The sequence below is a fragment of the Pseudoalteromonas sp. 5Ae-yellow genome, from assembly GCF_014077565.1.
In the GTDB taxonomy this organism is placed as follows: Bacteria; Pseudomonadota; Gammaproteobacteria; order Enterobacterales; family Alteromonadaceae; genus Pseudoalteromonas.
Window position 1 is genome coordinate 82436 of record NZ_JACGWD010000002.1, and the last position, 23063, is coordinate 105498.

At 38.2% G+C, this 23063-nt stretch carries 19 protein-coding genes; 8 read left to right on the top strand and 11 right to left on the bottom strand.

Going from position 1 to position 23063, the window contains the following annotated elements; translation table 11 throughout:
• Positions 1 to 4: 4 nt before the first annotated feature.
• On the bottom strand, positions 5 to 1540 hold the full coding sequence (locus H4J63_RS00940) for a GGDEF domain-containing protein (protein WP_182193849.1): 1536 nt from the start codon (positions 1538 to 1540) through the stop codon (positions 5 to 7).
• A gap of 204 nt (positions 1541 to 1744) precedes the next feature.
• On the opposite strand from H4J63_RS00940, the gene H4J63_RS00945 reads away from it, so the two are divergent.
• The 3 genes from H4J63_RS00945 (at position 1745) to H4J63_RS00955 (ending at position 8072) form a co-directional block, all read left to right on the top strand.
• Complete coding sequence (locus H4J63_RS00945; RefSeq protein WP_182193851.1) at positions 1745 to 3532, top strand: M61 family metallopeptidase; 1788 nt, start codon at positions 1745 to 1747, stop codon at positions 3530 to 3532.
• Between the two features lie 179 nt (positions 3533 to 3711).
• Positions 3712 to 5802, top strand: coding sequence for a bifunctional diguanylate cyclase/phosphodiesterase (locus tag H4J63_RS00950; protein ID WP_182193853.1), 2091 nt, complete (start codon positions 3712 to 3714; stop codon positions 5800 to 5802).
• Positions 5803 to 5900: 98 nt separating this feature from the next.
• The gene (locus tag H4J63_RS00955) at positions 5901 to 8072 is read left to right on the top strand and encodes a S46 family peptidase (RefSeq protein ID WP_182193855.1); all 2172 of its coding nucleotides are present in this window, start codon (positions 5901 to 5903) and stop codon (positions 8070 to 8072) included.
• A 124-nt stretch (positions 8073 to 8196) separates the two neighbouring features.
• Here H4J63_RS00955 and H4J63_RS00960 read toward each other — a convergent pair whose 3' ends face one another.
• The 4 genes from H4J63_RS00960 to H4J63_RS00975 all read right to left on the bottom strand — a co-directional run bounded on the left by H4J63_RS00960 (position 8197) and on the right by H4J63_RS00975 (position 12804).
• Complete coding sequence (locus tag H4J63_RS00960) at positions 8197 to 8373, bottom strand: hypothetical protein (RefSeq protein WP_165722958.1); 177 nt, start codon at positions 8371 to 8373, stop codon at positions 8197 to 8199.
• A 361-nt stretch (positions 8374 to 8734) separates the two neighbouring features.
• On the bottom strand, positions 8735 to 9316 hold the full coding sequence (locus H4J63_RS00965) for a hypothetical protein (RefSeq protein ID WP_182193857.1): 582 nt from the start codon (positions 9314 to 9316) through the stop codon (positions 8735 to 8737).
• A gap of 36 nt (positions 9317 to 9352) precedes the next feature.
• Positions 9353 to 11629: an AAA family ATPase gene (locus H4J63_RS00970; protein WP_182193859.1), complete on the bottom strand. Its 2277-nt coding sequence runs from the start codon at positions 11627 to 11629 to the stop codon at positions 9353 to 9355.
• A gap of 161 nt (positions 11630 to 11790) precedes the next feature.
• The gene (locus tag H4J63_RS00975; protein WP_182193861.1) at positions 11791 to 12804 is read right to left on the bottom strand and encodes a restriction endonuclease; all 1014 of its coding nucleotides are present in this window, start codon (positions 12802 to 12804) and stop codon (positions 11791 to 11793) included.
• A 381-nt stretch (positions 12805 to 13185) separates the two neighbouring features.
• Here H4J63_RS00975 and H4J63_RS00980 point away from each other — a divergent pair, with 381 nt between their 5' ends.
• The 4 genes from H4J63_RS00980 to gntR all read left to right on the top strand — a co-directional run bounded on the left by H4J63_RS00980 (position 13186) and on the right by gntR (position 17925).
• Positions 13186 to 14457: an O-acetylhomoserine aminocarboxypropyltransferase/cysteine synthase family protein gene (locus H4J63_RS00980; protein WP_182193863.1), complete on the top strand. Its 1272-nt coding sequence runs from the start codon at positions 13186 to 13188 to the stop codon at positions 14455 to 14457.
• Between the two features lie 256 nt (positions 14458 to 14713).
• A complete protein-coding gene (locus H4J63_RS00985; RefSeq protein WP_004586391.1) occupies positions 14714 to 15094 on the top strand; it encodes a BlaI/MecI/CopY family transcriptional regulator in 381 nt (126 codons plus the stop codon).
• 11 nt (positions 15095 to 15105) lie between these two features.
• Positions 15106 to 16722, top strand: a complete 1617-nt coding sequence (locus tag H4J63_RS00990; protein ID WP_182193865.1) for a M56 family metallopeptidase — start codon at positions 15106 to 15108, stop codon at positions 16720 to 16722.
• A gap of 192 nt (positions 16723 to 16914) precedes the next feature.
• A complete protein-coding gene (gntR, locus tag H4J63_RS00995; RefSeq protein WP_182193867.1) occupies positions 16915 to 17925 on the top strand; it encodes a gluconate operon transcriptional repressor GntR in 1011 nt (336 codons plus the stop codon).
• A gap of 95 nt (positions 17926 to 18020) precedes the next feature.
• Here gntR and gntU read toward each other — a convergent pair whose 3' ends face one another.
• Positions 18021 to 19364 carry a gluconate transporter gene (gntU, locus tag H4J63_RS01000; RefSeq protein ID WP_182193869.1) on the bottom strand — a complete coding sequence of 448 codons (1344 nt, stop codon included), beginning with the start codon at positions 19362 to 19364 and terminating at the stop codon, positions 18021 to 18023.
• A gap of 150 nt (positions 19365 to 19514) precedes the next feature.
• On the opposite strand from gntU, the gene H4J63_RS01005 reads away from it, so the two are divergent.
• A complete protein-coding gene (locus H4J63_RS01005) occupies positions 19515 to 20060 on the top strand; it encodes a gluconokinase (protein WP_182193871.1) in 546 nt (181 codons plus the stop codon).
• 40 nt (positions 20061 to 20100) lie between these two features.
• Here H4J63_RS01005 and H4J63_RS01010 read toward each other — a convergent pair whose 3' ends face one another.
• The 5 genes from H4J63_RS01010 to H4J63_RS01030 form a co-directional block, all read right to left on the bottom strand.
• The gene (locus H4J63_RS01010; protein WP_165723885.1) at positions 20101 to 20289 is read right to left on the bottom strand and encodes a DUF1289 domain-containing protein; all 189 of its coding nucleotides are present in this window, start codon (positions 20287 to 20289) and stop codon (positions 20101 to 20103) included.
• Between the two features lies 1 nt (position 20290).
• Positions 20291 to 20827, bottom strand: a complete 537-nt coding sequence (locus tag H4J63_RS01015) for a hypothetical protein (RefSeq protein ID WP_182193873.1) — start codon at positions 20825 to 20827, stop codon at positions 20291 to 20293.
• 108 nt (positions 20828 to 20935) lie between these two features.
• The gene (hisIE, locus tag H4J63_RS01020; protein ID WP_002960271.1) at positions 20936 to 21550 is read right to left on the bottom strand and encodes a bifunctional phosphoribosyl-AMP cyclohydrolase/phosphoribosyl-ATP diphosphatase HisIE; all 615 of its coding nucleotides are present in this window, start codon (positions 21548 to 21550) and stop codon (positions 20936 to 20938) included.
• A complete protein-coding gene (hisF, locus tag H4J63_RS01025) occupies positions 21541 to 22320 on the bottom strand; it encodes an imidazole glycerol phosphate synthase subunit HisF (RefSeq protein ID WP_002960269.1) in 780 nt (259 codons plus the stop codon). The genes hisIE and hisF overlap by 10 nt, the downstream gene beginning before the upstream one ends.
• Complete coding sequence (locus H4J63_RS01030; protein ID WP_002960267.1) at positions 22302 to 23036, bottom strand: 1-(5-phosphoribosyl)-5-[(5-phosphoribosylamino)methylideneamino] imidazole-4-carboxamide isomerase; 735 nt, start codon at positions 23034 to 23036, stop codon at positions 22302 to 22304. The genes hisF and H4J63_RS01030 overlap by 19 nt, the downstream gene beginning before the upstream one ends.
• Between the last annotated feature and the right edge of the window lie 27 nt (positions 23037 to 23063).

Sequence of the window (23063 nt, forward strand, 5' to 3'; positions counted from 1 at the left end):
GACATTATTTACTGGTACAAAGTCTATCTCGCCCTGAATTTTTGGCTTCGTAAAGTGCATCATCAGCTCTATCAAATGCTTTTAATAGGGTATCGCCTTTTTTAAATTGAGTTGCACCTACCGAAATAGTGATCTCAATTTGTTTTTCTCTAAATTTAAAAGGTATATTTTTAATTACCTTTCTTACTTTATCCAGGGGTAATGTTGCGTTTTCTAGCGACACACCTGGCATTAATAGTACAAATTCTTCACCGCCATAACGCGCTATAAAATCAGACTTTCTTACCGATTTTTGCAACGCTTTTGATATAACTTGTAAGGTAATATCACCTGCGGTGTGGCCAAATCTATCATTGATAGATTTAAAGTGGTCAACATCAATAACTGCAAGCGTAACATCTGATGGCTGCACATTAAACAAATGCATTTCGTGATTGTAACGTTCGTCAAATGCAGCCCGGTTAGGCAGTTTTGTAAGTCCATCTAGTAAGCTTTTAAAGCGCTGTTCGTTTAAGCGTTTTTTATACGTTGTTAACTTATCTTCTAAAGTAACAATTCGAGTCTTTATTTCATTAAAGCTAGCGCTAAGCATTTCTCTGTCTATTCGTTCTAACTTTTCTTTTGCTATAAAATCTTCGCTTATTGATTTTAATTCGTTATCTACGAGTTCCTTTAAAGATGAGATTGATGTAGCTTTTTGCGTTTGCTCATTAAGATTTTTTATTTTTAGTTCAATGCTTTTATTAAGTGAGTCAAACTCAACTTCCATAGACTCAGAGTGCTTGCTAGTTGAGACGATAGAGTTATGAAGATCTTCGAGGGTTTGGTTTAATGAAACTAAAAAGCTTTGCGCGGATTTACGCTCTTTACTTATATTTTTTACGACTACATCAATAATACTAATTGCAACATCGAGTAATGAGTCGATTGAGTCACTTTCTGTAATATTATTTTTTATATTATTAATTCGTAGCGTAGCTTCTTCTTCAAGTATAAGTTCATTAGCGAGCTCAAGTAGTTTTTTTGCACGCGCCTGTTTTATTGGGCGCTGCTGATCAACTTGAGGGTCTTGTTTGGTAAGCAACGCTTCATGATAAAAGCTAATAAGTTGATCAAGTAGCGGAATGTAACCATGAGTTGAATGAACGTTATTAATCTCGTGATCGAGTAAATTTCTTAGAGTCCTACGAGTATCGTCAGGTAAACCTTTGGTTTTTTGTAATTGTTTACCGGCACTTTGCACACTGTTGTATAAATTACGTTGCTGAGCTTGTTGAATCGATTCTTGGTTTTTAAGTAGGATTAAAGTTTCACTAATAAGGGGAGCAAGGTTTTCAAAACTCATGCCTTTATTAAGCGCACTTCTAAATTTGGCGAGGCGATTATCTAACTCGATATCTAGTCCTTTACAGCTCAACGATAGTTTAGCTGTAAAGTCACATAGAACATCTACTTGATGTTTACGAGCACTCTCAACAGCCATACGCGCATCAATTGCTTGTTTTAGCTTTTTATCTGTTGCGTTAGATCTTTGTGACACCTAAGCATACCGCCATCAAATTAATTTCATTATCTTCAGTTTACAACAAATTTTTATTATGTGTAGTTATCTAGTAAAAAACTTAGAAATTTTAATAAGCTACTACTTATAAACTCGTATATAGGGTCATTTATCGTATTTAATTCACTTTTAAATAGGGGCTTGTTAGTCTTGTAAGCAATTAAGTTTCCACTAAGAGTCTCTATGAAAAAGTTATTAGCCCTTTCAATTTTAGCTGCATGTTCAGCGCCTGTATTTGCCGATGTAAATTATTCTTTAGAAATCTCGCAACCACAGCATCATTTAGGTGATGTAAGTGTTGAGTTTCCAAAAACAGCGCAAGCACACCTTGATATAAAACTTCCTGCGTGGCGCACGGGTCGCTACGAAATGTTAAACCTTGCAAATGGTATTCGCTACTTCAAAGCCAAAGATGAAGATGGCAAAGAACTAAAATGGGAAAAAATAGATCACAGTACATGGCGTGTACATCTTAATGAACCTACAGAAGTAAATGTTGACTACCAAGTGTATGCAAATGAGCTTGGTAAACGTGCTCGCCACATTGACGACAGCCATGCATTTATAGATGCGTCAGGCTTTTTTATGTTTAGTGACTCGTTTCGCCAAGAGCCTGTAACCGTTAATTTAGACGTGCCTAAAAAGTGGCGTTCTGTATCGGGTATGGATAATTTAAAAGGCAAAAATTCATTTAAAGCAGCCGATTACGACGTACTTGTTGATTCACCAATCGAAACGGGTATTAACCAACTACACACATTTGAAGTAGAAGGGCGTGAATACGAGTTAGTTATATGGGGCGATGGTAACTACGATGTAGAGCAAATGCTTACCGATCTTAAAAAATTAGTTGCCACGGGTAATGTAATTTGGGATGGCTATCCGTATGAGCGTTATGTATTTATGGTGCATGCAACATCAGGTGCGGGTGGTGCAACAGAGCATTTAAACTCAACAATTATTCAACGTCCACGCGATAGATTTGGTAGCCGCGAAGATTACCTAGGTTTTATTAGCACCGCTGCGCATGAGTTTGTTCATACGTGGAATGTAAAAGCATACCGCCCTCAAGGTTTAGTGCCATACGATTACACTAATATGAATTACTCTAAACTGCTGTGGATTGCAGAGGGTTCAACAAGTTACTTTGAAGATCATTTATTAGTGCGCTCAGGCATTCAAACAACGGATGAATTTTTTAAAGTGATGAGTAAAACCATTAATCGTCATTTACAAACACCGGGCCGTGAAGTGCAAAGCGCAAGCGAAACAAGCTTTGATAAATGGATTAATCAAGGTGGCGATCATGCACGTAACTACAGCACCAATATTTATTCAGAAGGTTCGTTACTTTCACTTGCTTTAGATATCGACTTACTAGAAAAAAGCCAAGGTAAAATAAGCTACCGAGACGTACACAAAGCACTTTATAACAATCATAAAATGCCCGCTGGATTTACAGATACAGATGTACTTAATATCTTAAAAGATTTAACAGGACGTGATTATTCAAGCTGGTGGCAAGAAAATGTAGAGTCGCCTGCAAGTATTAACTTTGACGACTTACTTACTAAAGTAGGTTTAAAGTTTGAGCGTCCTGAAAAAGCAAAAGCACTTGCAAGTATTGATGCTACCGCTAAAAATACGGGTGAATTACTGACGTTAAGTTATGTACGCCGTGGTGGCAGTGCGTGGAAAGCGGGTTTAACTACCGATGATAAAATTGTCGCTATAAACAAACATCACGTAGGTAAAGATTTAAAAACCAGCCTAGAAACGTTTAAGGCAGGCGATAAGGTAACCGTTGACTATCTTCGTCGCGATGCTCTTGAAAGCTTAACATTAGTATTATCAGAAGATTTTGATAAGCCTAAAAAAGTAGTTGCTGATAAAGAGGCAACGCCACAGCAAAAAGCATTATTCAAAGCATGGATTGGCGTGGAACATCCAAATGATGTGACAAAAAAATAAATTCAGTTTTTATAGAGTTTAAATACAGTTAACAATTATTAAAAAAGAGCTTCGGCTCTTTTTTTGTTTTGTATAATGGCGTATATAATGTACATGGAAATTTAATATTAAAATTAAATTTAATTATTATTTGGTGTTTTTTATTACTAAATAAAATTACTTATGGATATAGCCTCAAAATGAAATTAGACGACGTTGCTTCAGACTTAACCAACCAATTTGTAATTAACGACTATTTGCACCAGTTATTTGATGCGGTAAATGTAATTTCTGTTCAAGGTTATGACAATGAGCGTCGTGTTATTTATTGGAATGAAGGCAGTGAGCGACTTTACGGATACACAAAAGAAGAAGCCATAGGGCAAAAAATAGAAGACCTTATAATTCCAGAGCCGATGTGTGAATTTGTAATTGACGCACACAGTGATTGGGTAGAAAAAGACATAGAAATTCCAGCATCCGAAATTACCCTAAAAGGTAAAGATGGCGAAAGTGTATCTGTTTTTTCTAGCCATGTTATGTTTACAAATCAATATAATACAAAACAAATGTACTGCATTGATATTGACTTATCTGAGGTTAAAAAGGCACAAGCAGATGCATCATTTAATGAGGATATGCTAAAAACTATTTTTGAGGCAATTCCTGACTTATTTTTCTTGATGGAAAATGATGGAACTATTATTGAGTATCATGCCAGTAATGAAACAGATCTCTATACCAAGCCCAAGCAATTTATTGGTAAAAAAATGGGAGATGTACTCCCGCGCGATGTAGCCGAAAAATTTGAAACCTATATCAGCCTTGTATTAGAAAAAGAGCAGATGATGAGCTTTAAATACGAGCTAGCTTTGCCCCATGGGCTCGTTTTTTTTGAAGCAAGAATAAATAAAATAACAGAACATAACCAGTTAATGGTTATTATTCGAGATATTACAGAACAGCATAAATCAGATGAACTAATTAGACATCAAGCGTATTACGATAGTCTAACTTTACTTCCAAATCGTTTTTTAGCACTTGATCGTTTGTCGCAATTACTTATTGAAGCACAAAGAAATAACGAAAAAGCAGCGGTACTGTTTTTGGATTTAGATGATTTTAAAAAAATAAATGATTCGTTAGGCCATGAAACAGGAGACAAACTTTTAATTGAATCAGCGCAAAGGCTGCAAGAGGCATTACGTAAAGACGACACGGTAGGGCGCCTAGGTGGAGATGAGTTTATCGTATTACTGCGAGGTATAACTGATCACCATGCAGCGCTAAAAATTACTGAAAAACTGGTCAATAACTTTAGAGCCCCTTTTAAAATTGAGGGCCGAGAACACATACTTACAGCGAGTATTGGTGTAGCCATATACCCAGAAAATGGTACAACCGTTGCTGATTTATTACGAAATGCTGACACCGCAATGTATCAAGCAAAATCATATGGTCGTAATACTTATTCATTTTTTACTAAAAAAATGAATGTAATTATTCAGCGCCGACTAGTAATAGAAGAGCAGATGCGTGGCGCCCTTGAACGTAATGAATTCGAGTTATTCTACCAGCCCCAATTTGACGCCAAAAATAAACACATCATTGGTGCAGAAGCGTTATTACGCTGGCATAACCCTGTGCTAGGTAATGTAACACCCGATGAGTTTATACCTATTGCCGAAAATACAGGATTAATTGTACCCATTGGCAAGTTTGTAATTAGCCAAGCATTAGATTTTTTAAACACATGGCAAAGTACTTGTAAACGCACACAGCAATACACCATGGCTGTTAACTTATCTCCTCGCCAATTTAGGGACGTAGGGCTGCTCAGTTTTATTCAAAACTCATTGAGTGAAGCAAACGTAAATCCCGAAAATTTAGAGCTTGAAATAACTGAGGGAGTGCTGATGAGTTGCCACACTAATGTTGTTGATATACTGACTGAAATAACAGCATTAGGCATTAACTTATCAATGGATGACTTTGGTACAGGTTATTCATCGTTAAGTTATTTGAGAGAATACCCTTTTAATGTGCTCAAAATAGATAGAAGTTTTATTGACGGTATTGTACTAAACAATGAAGATTGTAATCTCGTAAAGGCAATTATTGCCATGTCACACAGTTTAGGGCTGACAGTGGTAGCCGAAGGCGTAGAAACAAAAGAGCAGCTTACTTTATTGAACAAATTAGGCTGTGATTTTATGCAAGGTTTTTACTTTAGCAAACCAATACCAGCAAAACAGTTTCTTGATTTTTCGATGAATTTTGATAAAAAGTAAGATTAAACACTTGATTGTAACAAATCATTGCACGGCTATTGACCTCATTAGCTACTGACGAGTAACCTGTTATAGAAACAAATAAAAAGGATTCTATAATGCGTTTAAAACCTCTTGTAGCTACATTAGCAGCCACATTTTCTTTATCACTTGCGAGTAGCGCCATAGCCGACGAAGGCATGTGGCAACCACACCAACTTCCAGAGTTAGAATCAATTTTAAAAGCCAAAGGGCTTGAAATTGATGTTGAATCTATTTCTAAATTAACCGAATTCCCAATGAATGCGGTAATTAGCCTAGGTGGCTGTACAGCATCGTTTGTATCGCCTAAGGGTTTAGTTGTGTCAAACCATCACTGTGTTTATGGCTCGGTGCAATACAATTCAACACCTGAAAACAACATATTAGAAAATGGCTTTTTAGCTAAAAGCCCTGCTGAGGACTTACCAGTAGCGCCGGGTTCACGCGTATACGTCACAGAAACAGTTACTAATGTGACTGACAAAGTTAGTAAAGGTATTGAAGAACTAAGCGGTAAAGCACGCTACGACGCAATAGTAAAAAACGAAAAAGCGCTAGTAGCCCAGTGTGAAGCCGACGAAAGCTACCGTTGTAACGTGTATTCGTTTCATGGTGGTTTAGAGTTTTACCTAATTAAGTCACTTGAAATTAAAGACGTACGTTTATCTTACGCACCAGCTATGGGCGTAGGTAAATACGGTGGCGATATAGATAACTGGATGTGGCCGCGCCACACAGGCGACTTTGGTTTTTACCGCGCTTATGTAGGCAAAGATGGAAAACCAGCAGAATACAGCGAAGACAACGTACCTTACGTACCTGACTCTTACCTAAAAGTAAGTGCTAAAGGCGTGCAAGAAGGCGACTTTGTAATGGTTACAGGCTACCCAGGGCGTACTAACCGATACCGCATTGCAACAGAGGTAGATAACGTATTTAACGACAGTTACCCTAAAGCACGCGTTCATAACTCAAAATACGTGTCGCTTATTGAAGAAAACTCAGAAGACGGCAGTAAAGCGCGTATTGCTTACGAAAGCACCATTGCAGGTTATAACAACTATATTAAAAACTATGGTTCGATGATCGAAAGCTTCAAAAAAGGCACTATGCTTGAGCGCAAAAAACAGTTTGAGCAAGAGTTAACACAATGGATCAATAGCGATAGTGAGCGTAAAGAGCAATACGGAAGCGTATTAGGTGAGCTATCTGATCTAATTGCGCAATCACAAGAGCACAGTGAACGCGACCGAATGTTAGGTTATGTACATCGCTCACAAATGATCAGCACAGCACGACGTTTATACCGCCTAGCTTATGAAAAGCAAAAGCCAAATAGCGAACGTGAATCTGGTTATCAAGAACGTGACTTACCTCGCATTAAAGCAGGGCTTGAGCGCATGACGCGCCGTTATGATAGCAAAGTAGACAAAGCTATTTTACTGCACTTTTTAGAACTGTATGCAGCACTTCCAAAAGAAGAGCGTTTTAGCGACGTTGATAACGTATTTAAAGTACAAAATGGGTTTGATAAAGCAACCCAAAGCGCGTTACTTGATAGCATGTATGAGCAGTCAAGACTCGATAATGCCACTGTTCGCAATTCATTATTTGAACAATCGTTTAGCCAGCTAAATCAAAGCCAAGACCCATTTGTGCAGTACGCTAAAGCAATCTTTAAAGTAATGAAAGCACAGGAAGATAAATCAAAAGCACTTGCAGGTAAATTACAAGCAGCTCGCCCTGAGCTAATGAGCGCAATAATTGCGTTTAACAAAGCTAAAAACAAACCTGTATACGCCGATGCCAACAGTACACTACGAGTAACCTATGGTACCGTAGGCGGCTACTCACCTCAAGACGGCTTGGTAGCAACACCCTTTACCTCGCTTGAAGGGTTACTAGCTAAAAACACTGATGTTGACCCATTTAATGCACCCAAAAAGTTACAAGAGCAAATTAAAGCCAAGCTTTATGGTGATTACACGGGCGGCATGAATACAGTACCAGTAAACTTTTTATCAAATGTAGACACTACCGGTGGTAACTCAGGTTCGCCAACACTTAACGGCAAAGCAGAGCTTGTTGGCTTACTGTTCGACGGTGTTTACGAAAGTATTATTGGTGACTGGGATTACAACCCTGAGCTTAATCGCTCAATCCACGTTGATTCACGCTACATGCTGTGGGTAATGGATAAAGTAGATAATGCACAAAACTTGTTAGACGAAATGACAATCGTAAAATAAGTAATTAGTGAGATAACAGAAGGGCGCTTACTGTAAAGGAAGCGCCTTTTTTGTTGGTATTTGATTCGTTTATGACTGCTAAGTGCCATGATCGGATAATCGAAACCTTAGTCGCTTGTTATATTTAAATTTTACGCTCAAAGGCTAGATATAAAGTTGCAAATAAAAAACCACTAAAGCCTTTTTCCATTTTTGATAACACCCACCCATCTCTTGCCAACTCGTTTGCTTTAGCGTTTGCTCTATTTAACATACCACCAGTAGCCCAGATTTGAGAAACTGCAATAAACTTATACTCCATGTAACACTCCTTTAAATATAAATGCTTTATCAGAGGACTCTTTCTCTATTTTTAAGCGAAAACGTCCTTATTTTATGAGCTTCTATTAATAGCAAAAAGCATAAGTTATTGCTAGCTATATATATTATGCATATGATGGGTTATTTGAACATATAAAAAAGGGGGGAAGTAGTCATTAATTAATTACTCACTCAATGACTAATTCTCGCTCACAGCACGCTTAAGCAAAGTACCACTTGCTGTCATATAAATAGAAATTAGCAAAGACGACCTCATTTTCTTACCTTTTTTGTTGGTGTTTGATTCGTATATTTATGACTGCTAAGTGCCAATAGCGGACTGTCGTAACCTTAGTCTTTTGTTATGGCAACAAACGCTTAATGTAGGCATATAAATCAACACTTTTGGTCAGTAACTTCCATTTTAATCTATCATCCTGATGAAAGCTTAGAGCTGAATATAAACCTGGTGGGTTCTTAAGGTTTTCTTTTTTTATCAGCGATAAAGCGTTACAAGAAAACTCTAACTGCTCTTTGATTGAACTATATGCAGTATCTTGACTTGAGTTATCAAGCTTTAATTCAATTTTCAGGAATTCACCTTTGATTTCAGTGAATAGCAACAACATTGGGATATTTTTCGTATCTTCGATTTCAAATAGTTCTATTAACTTTTTATTCTCAGCTGGTTCTTTCCACATTTGAACCATCATTCCAGTTTGACCTGGAGAGAAAGTTGGAAATTCATACTTTCCTTTTGCTGGCTTCACCGAGAATACACAAAATCGTTCGCCTGTTAGTTCATTAAAAGAAAGCCAATAATCGTCATCTCTTAATACTTTTTTTATATTAGGGTGTTGATCAGTATAAAGTAAAACACCGAACAACTGGGCTACCCCCTCTTTGCCTTTATACTCTTCGATCAATGTGCGAAATGAATCCAAAGCAAACTCCTTGTTATGTGCTAATTACTAATGTGTTTATCCAGCATAAATCACAGCTAGCGACCTTTCTACAAAGCTTAAAAGCTCACCATCTGTAATTTGAACTTGGTCTGCCGCTGGATTAGTATCGTGATGAAACTGTCCGGCGTAACGATTTATCTCATTTAGTTCGTTAGTAATGTTTTGAGCATTAACTAAAGGACTTGGTGGTTGCGCATTACTTATCAAGTCAATAACTTGCCCAAACAAAACGCCGCCATTTATCAAGTTGGGAAAACGTCTATGTAGATACCCTTCAAGCATTGGCCGAATTGACCTAGCTATTTCCATACTGCTCTGAGCATTCCCAACTAAATATTCATCAAGCATGCGGTGGCATTTGAAATATGCACTTTCACATTCTTGATCAAGATTTATGACATCAAAGTCACTATAGCGATTAATTACTGATTTTAACTTTAAACATTTAATTTCGTTCGGGTTTCCTGTTCGCAACACATCATCACGAAGATTACGAAGAAAATGAACATCATGAGCAAGAACAATTATTTGCTTGCAGCTGTCATGCAACCTCTTCAAAACAGTACGTGTTTGCTGCTTTCTATTAAGGTCTAAGCTACACATTGGGTCATCTATTACAATAACCTTGTTGGCTAAATCAGGATCAGATTCAGCAGAGGCTATGAAGAAAGCAAAAGCTAATGTGCGCTTATCACCCTCACTCAGGGAAGTCTTAAAATCTGGTACACCACCGCTTAAAGCAATGTTCGCCCCGCGCATTTGCAATACATAATCACTTCTCAATCCACCCCGATAATTAAAATCAATATTCGGAATCAGAAATTGAGCACCAAAACCGCGCAAAAGCTCATTAATACGATCTTTATAGCTTTCTAGAGTTGCCTGCATGATTTGATTCAAAGCATCTTTTTTTGTTTGTTTTTCAGATTTTGCAGTTCCGTCCTGACTTTTTTCCAAAGTGAGTTGTGAAAATAAATCTACAACATCTTGCCTGTAACGTATTTTAGCCCACTCTAAATCACTGATTTGGTTTTGCAAATTCTCAATACTTAGAGCTGCCAAACTGTTTTTGTAGTTTGTTATAACAGCTGTAGCATTTGAAATTGAGTTGTTACATGCAACAACAATCTCTATAACTTCCTGCCAGTTTCTAGTAACTTCATTTTTATTATCTTCAGAGCCAACAGCGTCGAGCAAGTTAACTTCTTTGCTCTCTCTCAAAGCGTTTAACAGAGTTTCAATATTAGAAAGAGCATCTCTTGCGGAATTTTCATCGAATGTTGGAGGTATTACCTCAACATGCTCCTGCCAGCCATCAATGACTGCACTGGCAGTTTCAAACCGTGACTTTAATCTGTCAATGATCTCATTAGAGCAGCTCGCGTTAATGAGGCCTGTCAACCGAGAAACATCCGACTTAAGCTGTTTATAATCTTGATTAAAATAACTGCGATATGCTTGTATTAATTCGACACCATCGAGAGGTTGGTTGCAATACAAGCAATTACCTTCTTCACCGTATGCATGCCCATCACTTATCCATTTCTCTAAACGATTTTTGTTGTGAGTATTTAAGTGTTCTTTAACTTGCTTCTCTGCTGCTAGATCAATATTTTCGAGGGACGTACCCAAAACAATAAAAATATTATTCACATTAAGTGTCGGCAATGCTAACTGCTGAGGCAATACTTTAGCTTGAATAAGACCTATATTTTGGGCTTCAACGATTTTGCCGTTAAGAGCGGATATTTGATCATCTGCATCTACAACTTCGGCGATTCTTTGAAATTGAGTTTGCGTCAAACCTCTATGCAGCATTTCTAATTGATTACCTGTTTCTCGTATAGAATTGGCTGCTGTTCTCGCATTATCATCTGCGAGATCATATTCTTTTTGCGCCACAATAGCATTTTCGCCAAGTGCAAATTGTAATAAGTTTTTTCGTTGGTCGGCTGTAACTTGTCCACCTGCATAAACATTTTGTTCAACGAAATCGGCATCAAATACTAAAAGCTCTGGGCGCTCAACATCCCAACTACCGTTTTGAAAGGAAGAACGCTGCCCATTAGAAAATTGAAGAATTGCTTCTGGTTCGTTATTACCATCAATAGTTCGGCGGTTTAAGAGGAGTTCAGGTTTATTCGTCGAACAAGAACGTAATAATGAAGCTAGTGTTGATTTACCTCGTCCATTATCTGCATAGATAAAGCTAGCTTTCTGTAGTCCATGAGATCTTGCATCTGCATCATGTAAAAGCCCTATACCTTTTATTCTATGTATTCTTTCTAACATATAAATCCCTTTCGCCATTCGTCAATTAAAGATGCCAGTGTTCCGAAGCACATAACGCTCAGTTCAGGCGCTCATCTTATGTAGCGTTTTTGTGCTAAAATTGGAGCTTGCGACACATGCACAAAAACGGCGTAATAAAATGTGTCGCTTGCAACTGCTTGTTATACCCTGACTACCCCTGTACCTGGCGTTCTCAAAGCTTTTAACCACTCAGTAACCTTTTGCCCATTAACTTCCTTAATGGGGTAATTTCGAGCCGAGATAGTAGTCCTAGCACCTGGGCTAAATTCTGACGTGGTAATAAGCAAGCCTGTAGTTGCTTGTGCTTCTAAAACATCAGCATATAAACCTTTTATCGTTACTTTATCGATCTTCGATTTATAACGCTTACATTGAATAATGAATTCAGGATGTGCTTGAGCCGAGTCATTCCACACACGAACATCAACACCGTCATCATTTGTCCCAGGCCCAAGTTCAACCTTGAATCCTGACTTACTAAAGCATTCACTAATTAACTCTTCGAATTTTCGCCAATGAATTTCACCTAATTTTGCTACATTATTCGATAGGTAATTGATGAACCTTTGATCCAAAAAAGTACCATGAGAAACTACAGGTTGATATTTATCAAACAAGTCATTGAGATCAACTATATCTTTCCATTCTTCCCATCGACCTGAGGTATGGGGACTGTTCTGAAAGTTAGTGTCATACATTTTGATCAATTCAATGAGATCATTTGCACCTTCTTTTCCATATTTTTCCATTGCTTCTGCAAACATTGGCATAGGATCTATGGAACTTTGACCATTTTTTACTGCCTGTTCCGCACCCAATTTATAATGCTTGCTGTAAATGTTTTGAATGTCAGAGATGTAATCAAAACCTTTGTCTTTCAATACTCTTGAGAAAAATTGTGATTGAGTAAACAATCCCTGCACTGGGGTGTCAGTAACACCAACTTTATATAAAAGTTGGTAATACAAGTCCTCGTAATCTTCAGAGCGAATAGCAAGCCCATTGCTTTCAGAACTCAATATATCATCAGCATATCCCGTATCAGGTAGTAAATCGCACATCTGTTCAATTGAGCTAGCTAAACCTGCTTTGTAGCCAATTATCTCATGGAGGTGATCTGCAAAATCACCAGGAGCAAACCAAATTCTTGCCATAAATCCTCTTGATTCACTGAAGAGTATAAAAATTTAATAGCGAACTTATCGCACATATTTCTGCCGACCTAACGCTCATTTGTCTACTTTATATAGTTTTAACAAATAACCTAAGGTATTACTATCACTAAGTTTTCTACAACATTTGAGTAAAGTTAAATAGAACAATATACGCGCGTCGCTTATTTTCATGAATATACGCACAAAGAGCAGTTTGACCAATCAAGTAACTACGATATTTAGTCAACCTCAACGTCTGCTGATCGCTCCGAGCTGCCTTTAACTTAAATCAAATCACCTTAACATCTTTTAATATATTTCATGTGCATTTTATAACCAAGAAGTGCTAGGTTAGTGGTAAATTAATTGAAGGAAATAATTATGAAATTAGAGTCATTAGCACTGCACTACGGTTACGAATCTGAGGCTACGACCAAATCGGCAGCCGTGCCTATTTATCACACTTCTTCTTATACATTTGATAATACGCAGCATGGCGCTGATTTATTCGATTTAAAAGTGCCTGGTAATATTTACACTCGCATAATGAACCCAACTAATGCCGTACTTGAGCAACGTATTGCTGCAATGGAAGGGGGTATTGGTGGGCTAGCTGTTGCCTCTGGGATGGCCGCTATTACGTATGCTATTCAATGCTTGTGTGAAGTCGGTACTAATATTGTAAGCACCAGCCAAGTATATGGTGGTACGTATAACTTATTTGCTCATACACTACCTAGGCAAGGTATTGAAGCACGCATGATTAAAGCCGATGACTTTACCGCGTTCGAGAATGCAATTGACGACAACACTCGCGCTGTTTTTTGTGAATCTATTGGTAATCCGGCAGGTAATATTGTTGATATTGAACGTTTAGCACATATTGCACATAGCAAAGGTGTGCCGCTTATTGTTGATAATACCGTGGCTACGCCGTATCTATGCCGCCCATTTGAGCTAGGCGCCGATATAGTGGTTCATTCACTTACAAAGTATATAAACGGGCACGGTACTGCCATTGGCGGCATGATTGTTGACTCAGGAAAATTTGATTGGAAAGCGAATGCTACACGTTTTGCAATGATGAACGAGCCCGATCCGTCGTATCACAATGTGGTTTATACCGAAGCTTTTGCTGAAGCTGCATTTATCGGTCGCTGCAGAGTAGTGCCACTTAGAAATACTGGCGCAGCGCTTGCGCCTAAAAACGCATCTGACATTTTAATTGGCCTTGAAACGTTAGGCTTAAGAATGGATCGCCACTGCGAAAATGCACAGCAGCTAGCTGAGTATTTAGAAAATCATCCAAAAGTGCTTTGGGTTAATTACGCAGGGCTTAAATCAAGCCCGTATAACGAAATGAGCCAAAAAATTACCAGTGGTAAAGCATCGGGTATTTTAAGCTTTGGTATTGCTGGTGGCCTAGAAGCAGGTACTCGTTTTATTGATGCGCTAAACATGATTTTACGCTTAGTTAATATTGGCGATGCCAAGTCGCTTGCGTGTCATCCTGCGTCAACTACACACCGCCAATTAAATGATGAAGAGCTTGCTAATGCGGGTGTAAGTCGCGATTTAATCCGTTTGTCAGTCGGTATTGAAAACATTGCTGACATAATTGCCGATGTAAGCCAAGCGCTCGATAAAGCATAGTTACCTCACTACCTTTCATAAAAACTTTAAAGCATAAAAAGCGTTAGTTGAAAATAAACTATCGTTTTTTATGTTTTTCTAAAACCAATTAACAAGTATACACCCTTATTTTATATACCTTTTTATAAAACCTCCCTAAGACTTTTTTATTTCTATCGTTTGTTTTTTATTCAGATGTCAATTTTGTATTGACACTAAGATTACTTACTACTACATTTGTAACAGTACCACTACAAGTGTAGTAATAGGAGCGACAATGAAACTTAGTGATTTTGAAATGGATATTATGCAGCTGCTCTGGCAGGAAGAACCCTGTACTGCGAGTCAACTACATAAAGTGCTTTTAGCTGATAAGCAAAAAGATAAAAAAGTAGCCTATACAACAGTTAAAACTATTGTAGATAGGTTAGAACACAAAGGGGCGATTGAGCGCTGTGGACATGAAGGGCGAGCTATTGTTTTTAGAACAATCGTGACTCAAGACACATTATCGGGGCAAGCTATGCCTAGTTTTATGCAACGATTTTTTAAAGGTAATTCTCGTAGTTTAATTGCCCACTTTATCAAAGAAGAAAAGCTAAATGATGAAGATATAGAATATTTACAAACGCTTTTAAAAAATAAGAAGTTAGATTAAAGGAGAGGGTAATGACGGATTATTTACTAACTTGCACACTTATTAGCTTATGTATTTTGCTTACAGTAAAAGGGCTAAAAAATGCCCCAGCACGATTAAACTTTTACATTTTAATGACTGCCTTGGCATGTTGGTTTGTCCCTTGGCAATATTTTTCCCAGTTATCCTTATTTGAAGGGGCAAATCGTTACACATTCAACGTGGCGCAATTGATTCCCGATGTTAAAGCATTAATACCAAATGCTGAACAAGTAGCAACTAAGGACGAATTACAAAGCGATATTGGTATATGGGACTTATTGCCATCACTTAGTAATGTTTTTATGGTTTTAGTTTTAGCTGGTTTTGGATTGTTTTCATTACGCATGAGCCTTTATGTAAAGCTTATAAAAAACTTATACATTAACTCAAAGCCAAGTCCTGAACTTAAACACATTAACAATCAGTATCCAATTAGACTAACAACCCATACAGAGCCTGCTTTTGCTACCGGGTTAATAAAGCCTGTTATTTGGCTAGAGTCGACGATGGTAAATCGTGAAGAATTAGATTCAGTCATTCAACACGAAGTAACTCATTTACAACAAGGCGATATTTATTGGACGTGGCTTATTTGTTTTATAGAAAGCGTTTTTTGGTGGAATCCTATTTGCCTAAAGTTAACTGGTTTAGCAAAAGAGCAACTAGAACTTAGCTGTGATGAGTTGTGTATGCAAAAGCTAAAAGGTAAATACCAATTGGATTTAGCCAGTTTATTGCTACAAGAGCAAAGTGCTAAAAGCTCGCCTAACTTTTTTACCCCCCCACTTTTGAATATTGCTCATTCAAAGAGCTTTAATATTCAGAGGATCAAAATGTTAAACAAGGAAAAAACAATGAAAAGTAAATATTTGGTTATGGTTGCGGCGGCAATGTCTTTTAGTGCTTTAGCTGCAGCGCAAATTGTAGATGGTAGTTCAGATAACAAGCAGCAAAGTAATAATACGTCTCAGGCTCCTATTAAAAGTGAAGAATATAAACAACAACTTGCACAGCTTCTAAAAAGTGCTGCAGGGGCAAAAAGTGATACCCCTGAACTGTTAAACCAAGCTGCGCAAGGCATTCAAGATTGGCACTTGAATAGAGACAAACTTACGGGGTTTGAAGAAGCTGAAATCAAACTACAAAGCTTTAGGCTGCTAAATCACGTTTACTCTAAACTTGAGCAATATGAAGACATACTGAGTGCTTACGAAAAATGGTACGAGCCGGGCAGTAACCCACCTTACTTCTTAAAAAATTCACTAGCAACGGCCTATATACAGCTAGGGCGTTATGAGCTTGCTGTTGCAGAGCTTGAAGATTTATCAAAACAGCTTGAAGGTAAGCTACATGTTGGCTCTGCTGATAATTTAGCACTGGCATACATTTACCTTGATGATTACGATAAAGCATTAAAAACCTTAGAGCAGGTTGATGCAAAAGACGATGTATACGGCAATATCCTTAAATATTATGTTTATGATAAACAAAATAACCGTAAAAAGATGGATGAAATCAAAAGTAAAATACCAGAAGCATTTGCAGTTACCCCCGCGTTATTACCACAAAGCGGCCTACCTGGTTCGCAATTGTTGAGATTGCTATAAGTTTTTAATTACGATGAGGCTCGGAGTATCTGAGCCTCTGTTTAATGTTATTGGTACAAATACATAAAAGAGGATAGGTTATTTAAATCTCTGGGTAATCGCTTAGCGATAACCTAAATAAAAATGGCTAAAAGTAGTGATTTTTTACAATAGTTGGTATGTTACAAGTAACATTTTATTTAATTGTGTGTGATGAAAAAAAACAAACGTTCTTCTCTTCAAGATATTGCCGATGCGGTTGGTGTAACCAAAATGACGGTGAGTCGTTATTTACGTAATCCTGAAAAAGTATCAGAGTCTACTCGCACTAAAATTAGTGCAGCTATTGATACGCTAGGTTACATTGCAAATAAAGCCCCTGATTTACTCTCTAATGCTAAAAGCTACTCTATTGGTGTACTAGTTCCATCGTTAACGAATCACGTGTTTGCTCAAGTTATAAGAGGTATTGAAGATGTAACAGGGCCTGCAGGATATCAAACAATGTTGGCCCATTATGGTTACAACCCTGAAATTGAAGAAAAACGGGTTGAGTATTTATTGTCGTACCACGTTGATGGTTTAATTTTATCAGAAACCACACACACGGACAGAACGCTAAAAATGATTGAAATGTCAGGTGTACCTGTGATTGAAATAATGGATACTCATCACTCTCCTATGCAGCAAGCGGTTGGTTTTGATAACGTTAAAGCCGCTTTTGATATGACGACGGCACTTTTAAATAAAGGCTATCGCAATATTGTTTATATAGGTGCAAGGCTCGATGTACGAACACGCCTAAAATTTCAAGGTTATTCAGATGCTATGTTAGCTAAAGGCTATACGCCTAAAAGTGTGATGACTGATCAAGCTTCATCTTATAGTTTAGGCGCTGAACTTTTACAAAAAGCGCGTACTGACTACCCAAACACTGACTGTTTGTTTTGTACTAATGATGATTTAGCAATTGGGGCTATTTTTGAGTGCCAGCGAAATAATATTTTAGTGCCTAGCCAAATGGGGGTTGTGGGTTTTCATGGTCATGATATTGGCCAAGCAATGGTGCCTCAATTAGCAAGTGTGATCACCCCTCGTTATCAGATAGGTAATGTTGCGGGAAGAGAGTTGTTGAGCCGGATTAATTCCGATTTGGATACTAGCATTAATTATAAGCAAGTAATTGATACTGGTTATATAGTTCATCTAGGTGAGAGTGTTTAAATACTTAAATTACCTGAGCCTAATTACCTGAGCCTAAATAACAAAAGGCTCAGGTAATTTTTATATGTGTGATGATAACTCTACATACTGTAATTTTACAAAAACAGAGAAATAATCATAGCGACAAGTGCGCCAACAGTACCAATAATGGTTTCCATAATTGTCCATGTTTTAAGAGTTTGCATTTCGCTCAAACCGAGATAGCGACTCGCTAACCAAAATCCTGAGTCGTTTACATGAGAGAGCACAATAGAGCCCCCACCAATAGCGATGGTAACAGCGGCAAGCTGCGCTCCATCAAGGCCTAAAGGCTGAAGCATTGGAATAATTAAGCCACACGCTGTAAGCATAGCTACTGTCGCAGAGCCTTGAATGACCCGCACAGCGGCTGATAATACAAAAGCGAGTATTACAATCGGTAAGCCTGAGCCAGCTAAGTAATTACCCAGTGCCGTACCTACTCCTGAATCAACTAATACTTGTTTAAATACCCCACCGGCACCAGTGACAAGAATAATAATTCCCGCAGGTTGTAAGGCACTACCACAAATTTCCATGATTCTAGCATTAGGGACACCGCGCCTTGCGCCGAGCAAATAAAATGCCATTAGGCAGGCAACTAAAATTGCAGTAAATGGATGACCTATAAAGGCTAACCAATTATATAAATCAGAGTCTTTTTCAACAAAGCGACTACCAATAGTATTCAAACTAATCATAATTAATGGCAAAGCAATCAAACCTAATGCTAATCCAAAACTAGGTGTGCCTTTACCAACTCTTTGGTTATCGTCGATTTGTTCGTGCTGTGGGAGTTCTACATGAATAGATTTAGAAATAATAGAGCCCCAAATTGGACCTCCTATAATCATTGCCGGTATGGCAGCAATAAGGCCAAATAAAATCATATAACCATAGTCAGCGCCTAATTGAGAGGCAACCAAAATCGGCCCTGGCGCAGGAATAAGAAACGCCTGACAAGACGCTATACCAGCAAGTAGCCCAATACCAATTTTAACAACGCTACCACCGCCTTTTCGTACCACAGCAAAAACAATACCGATTAAAAGTACAACGGCTACATCAAAAAAGAGGGGGAGGGCACAAATAAAGCCCGTAAAGGTAAGCGCCCAATTAGCGTTTTTTTCTCCAAAACGGTGTAAAAGTGTGTGGGCAATGCGATCCAGCGCGCCGGTTTCTTCCATTACTTTGCCAAACATGGCGCCTAAAGCGACCACCACCGCTACAAAGCCTAGTGTTCCGGCCATTCCTTTTTGAATTGTAGCGGCAATTATTTCTGGGCTCATTCCTGAGAATAATCCTGCAATCATAGAAACAAGGATCAAAGAGACGACAGCATGTAGTCGTACTTTCATTACTAAAAAAAGCAATAAAAATATGGAGCCTACCGCTGTTAGTATTAATGATAAATCTGACATTTTTCCCTACTTATATTCAGTGTGAATTATGATGTTTAGTGTGTGTTTAACTTCACTTTCGTATTTGTTACGCGTAACATGTTACCCGTAACTCAATATAATATATACATTGAAAATAATTAATTATTAAATTAAGGCGAGGGTAAATACATGAGTAACACAAATGTAGGTCGTATTTATATTGTAATGGGGGTTTCAAGCACAGGAAAGTCAAGTGTGGGTGATGCATTAGCAAAGCGCATTGGCGCTAAATTTATCGACGGAGACGACTTACATCCCAAGGCTAATATATTAAAGATGTCATCTGGGCAGCCTTTAAATGATGCTGATCGTGTGCCTTGGCTAGAAAGAATACGTGATGCTGCATTTAGCATTGAAAAGAAAAATGAAGTTGCGGTAATAGTCTGCTCAGCATTAAAAAAGAAATACCGAGAACAAATATGTGATGGAAATACAGGCATTACCTTTTTACATCTTTTTGGTGATTTTGAGCTGGTTAAAAGCCGTATGCAGGACAGAAAAGGGCATTTTATGCCTGTTGATTTACTCAAAAGCCAATTTGAAGCGCTAGAAGTTCCAAAAGAAGATGAGCCCAATGTTATAAATATAGATATTAATAACTCATTTGAGCAAGTAGTAGAAAGCTGTATTAGCGCAACTAAAATGAATAGCAACAAGCAAAAAGTTTTTAGTTAATCAGTTAACTGTTACTTTTAACATTTAGGGGCTTTATTTGTTATGAGTTAGCGTCTGCTCGCGGTGTTTCTAAAATCGCTTTTTTTTCATCTTCAGATAATATTATCCAATCAAAAATTTCTTCGTTAGTACGCCCACACCCGGTGCAGTAACCGCTGCGCCTTTCGCATATTCCTAGGCAATCAGTTTTAAATTTAGATTGTTTTTTGTTTTGATTTAATTGGCGCATATTAAAGTCCTAACGGTGGTGCAATTTCAAAGCGAGTAGAAAACCCAATACCTTCTTGATTAGTAGCAAGTGTAATGACTGGGGTTTTAGTATCAAGGACAAAGGTGCTGTAAATTGAACTTGCTGTTTCTTTTTGGCTTTCAAACCAGCCTGCTTTGGTTAAGCATTGGCGTAATTGCTTAGCCAGTTTTTGATGAGACTTTATTGTTTGCGTTTGTGTTTTAACAGGTGTTTGGCATTGGTAGCTTGCTTGCTCTGACTTATTTAAAGTAACCGTACAGTTTGCTCCAATCATATGAGTATTAGTACGCCATTGGTTAGTAAACTGGTTATTTACTTTATCTGTTTTGATTGAATTAAAACCAGACTCATAACCATTTATTAGGTTATTTATGGTGCTGCATTCATCGGGTGTTACTGTGGTTTTTACAGACTGATTCGTTGTAGTAGTGGTTGTTGTAGTTGTAGTCTGATCAGTTTTGCTGGTACAGCCCGCTAAAATAAACGCGACAATAGAAGGAATAATATAGTTTTTCATAGTTCACAGTAACCGATTAATTTAGCCACGCACTATATCACACGTGATTTACTGTAAAAATAAAAAGGCCCATATAAATATGAGCCTCTTTGTTAGTCGCAACTAATGCTATTTATGGCGACCTTGCAAGCATTTAACTACGTCTTCTAAGCCTAAGCCTTGGCGTTGTAGTAATACTGTCAGGTGATAAATTAAATCAGCAGATTCGTTTGTTAGCTCATCGTTATCGTGTTTCATAGCGGCAAGGGCAACTTCTACGCCTTCTTCACCTACTTTTTGACAGCTACGGCTTAAGTCTTTTGCAAATAATGACGCTGTGTAGCTTTTTTCAGGGTCGTCATTTTTACGCGCAACAATCACATCTTCTAACTGTGCTAAAAAGCTTAAACTTGGTTTTGCTTCATCACCAAAACAGCTTTGTGTGCCTAAGTGGCACGTTGGGCCTTCTGGGTTGGCAAGTACTAAAATTGAATCGTAGTCACAATCGGTATGCACAGATACTACGTTTAAGTAGTTCTCTGATGACTCGCCTTTAGTCCATAAACGCGATTTTGAACGCGAGTAAAACGTTACCTTATTGGTATCAAGCGTAACAGCGAGTGCTTCGCTGTTCATAAAGCCTTGCATTAAAATAACGCCAGAGCGGGCATCTTGAATAATAGCAGGGATCATGTCACTTTTAGCGAAATCGACCTGAGCTTGGTTTTGTTGTGTTACTTGCATAATCTTGCTGCCACTTGGTTATCGGTTAAAAATTGTTTTAGTTCGCCAATGTTAATCACATTTTTATGAAAAACGCTGGCGGCTAATGCACCATCTACTTTGCTTTGTTTAAATACATCAACAAAATCTTGCATACTACCCGCACCGCCAGAGGCGATTAAAGGAATGTCACACAGCTCGCGAATTTTACTTAGTTGCTCGTTGTCGTAACCGTTACGAACGCCATCTTGGTTCATACAGTTTAATACAATTTCGCCTGCGCCTAGGTCTTGTACGCGTTTAACCCATTCTTGTGTTTTATAGCGCGTACGGCTTGATGCGTTAGGATCGCCGGTTAATTGATACACTAAATACTCGCCGGTAATTTCATCAAAAAAGCTATCAATGCCGACTACAACACATTGCTTACCAAACTCATCGTGTAATTCTTTAATAAGTTCAGGACGCGCAATAGCAGGGCTGTTAATGCTTATTTTATCAGCACCGCGCTCAAGTACACGCGCTGCATCAGCCACTGATTTAATACCGCCCGCTACACAAAATGGAATATCGATATTACGTGCAATGCTCTCTACCCAATTCACATCGAGTAGGCGTTTTTCAACGCTTGCGCTGATTTCGTAAAAAACTAGTTCATCGGCACCGGCTTCGCTGTAGGCTTTAGCCATTGTTAAAATATCGCCAACTATTTCATGGCCTTTAAACTTAACGCCTTTAACTACTTGGCCGTCTTTAACGTCTAAACACGGGATTATGCGTTTTGATAACATGCCAGTGCCTCCTCAACGCTAAATGCGCCATCAAGCAATGACTTACCTAAAATAACGCCGCCCACACCAAGCTCTTTAAGCTTTTTAATGTCATCTAGTGAGCTTACGCCACCTGAGGCTTGCACTTTAATTGTGCTGTTGTGGCGAGTTAGGTCTTCGTAAAGCTCAAATGATGGGCCCGTCATGGTGCCATCTTTACTGATGTCCGTGCATAAAAAATCAATAACACCTAAGCTCACATAAAAATCTACCAGCTCAAGTAAACCAAATTCAGATTCACTTAACCAACCGTGCGTAGCAGGTGCCCAGCCCGTGGCTGTTTTATTTACATCAAGAGCAATTACAAAATGCTCTGCGCCAAATTGCTCAATCCAGGCTTTTACTTGTTCGCGTTTTTCTACTGCCATTGAACCAATAACAACTTGGTTTGCACCGGCTTTTAGCCAATCACTTACATCTTGCTCTGAGCGAATACCGCCGCCCACTTGGTACGGTACGTTAAGTGCTTTGGTTGCAGCTTGAATATGTTTCCACTGTTTTTTACTTGGATCGCGTGCACCTTCTAAATCAACAAGGTGTAGTTTACCTGCGCCACTGTCGGCGTATTCTTTTAAACGCGCGCCAAGTTCGAAAGGGTAAAACTGTGCTGTGTCGTATTTACCTTGGTACAAGCGCACAATTTGATTTTGTAATACGTCTAATGCTGGAATAATCACAAATAATCTCTTTTTTGTTAGTTAATG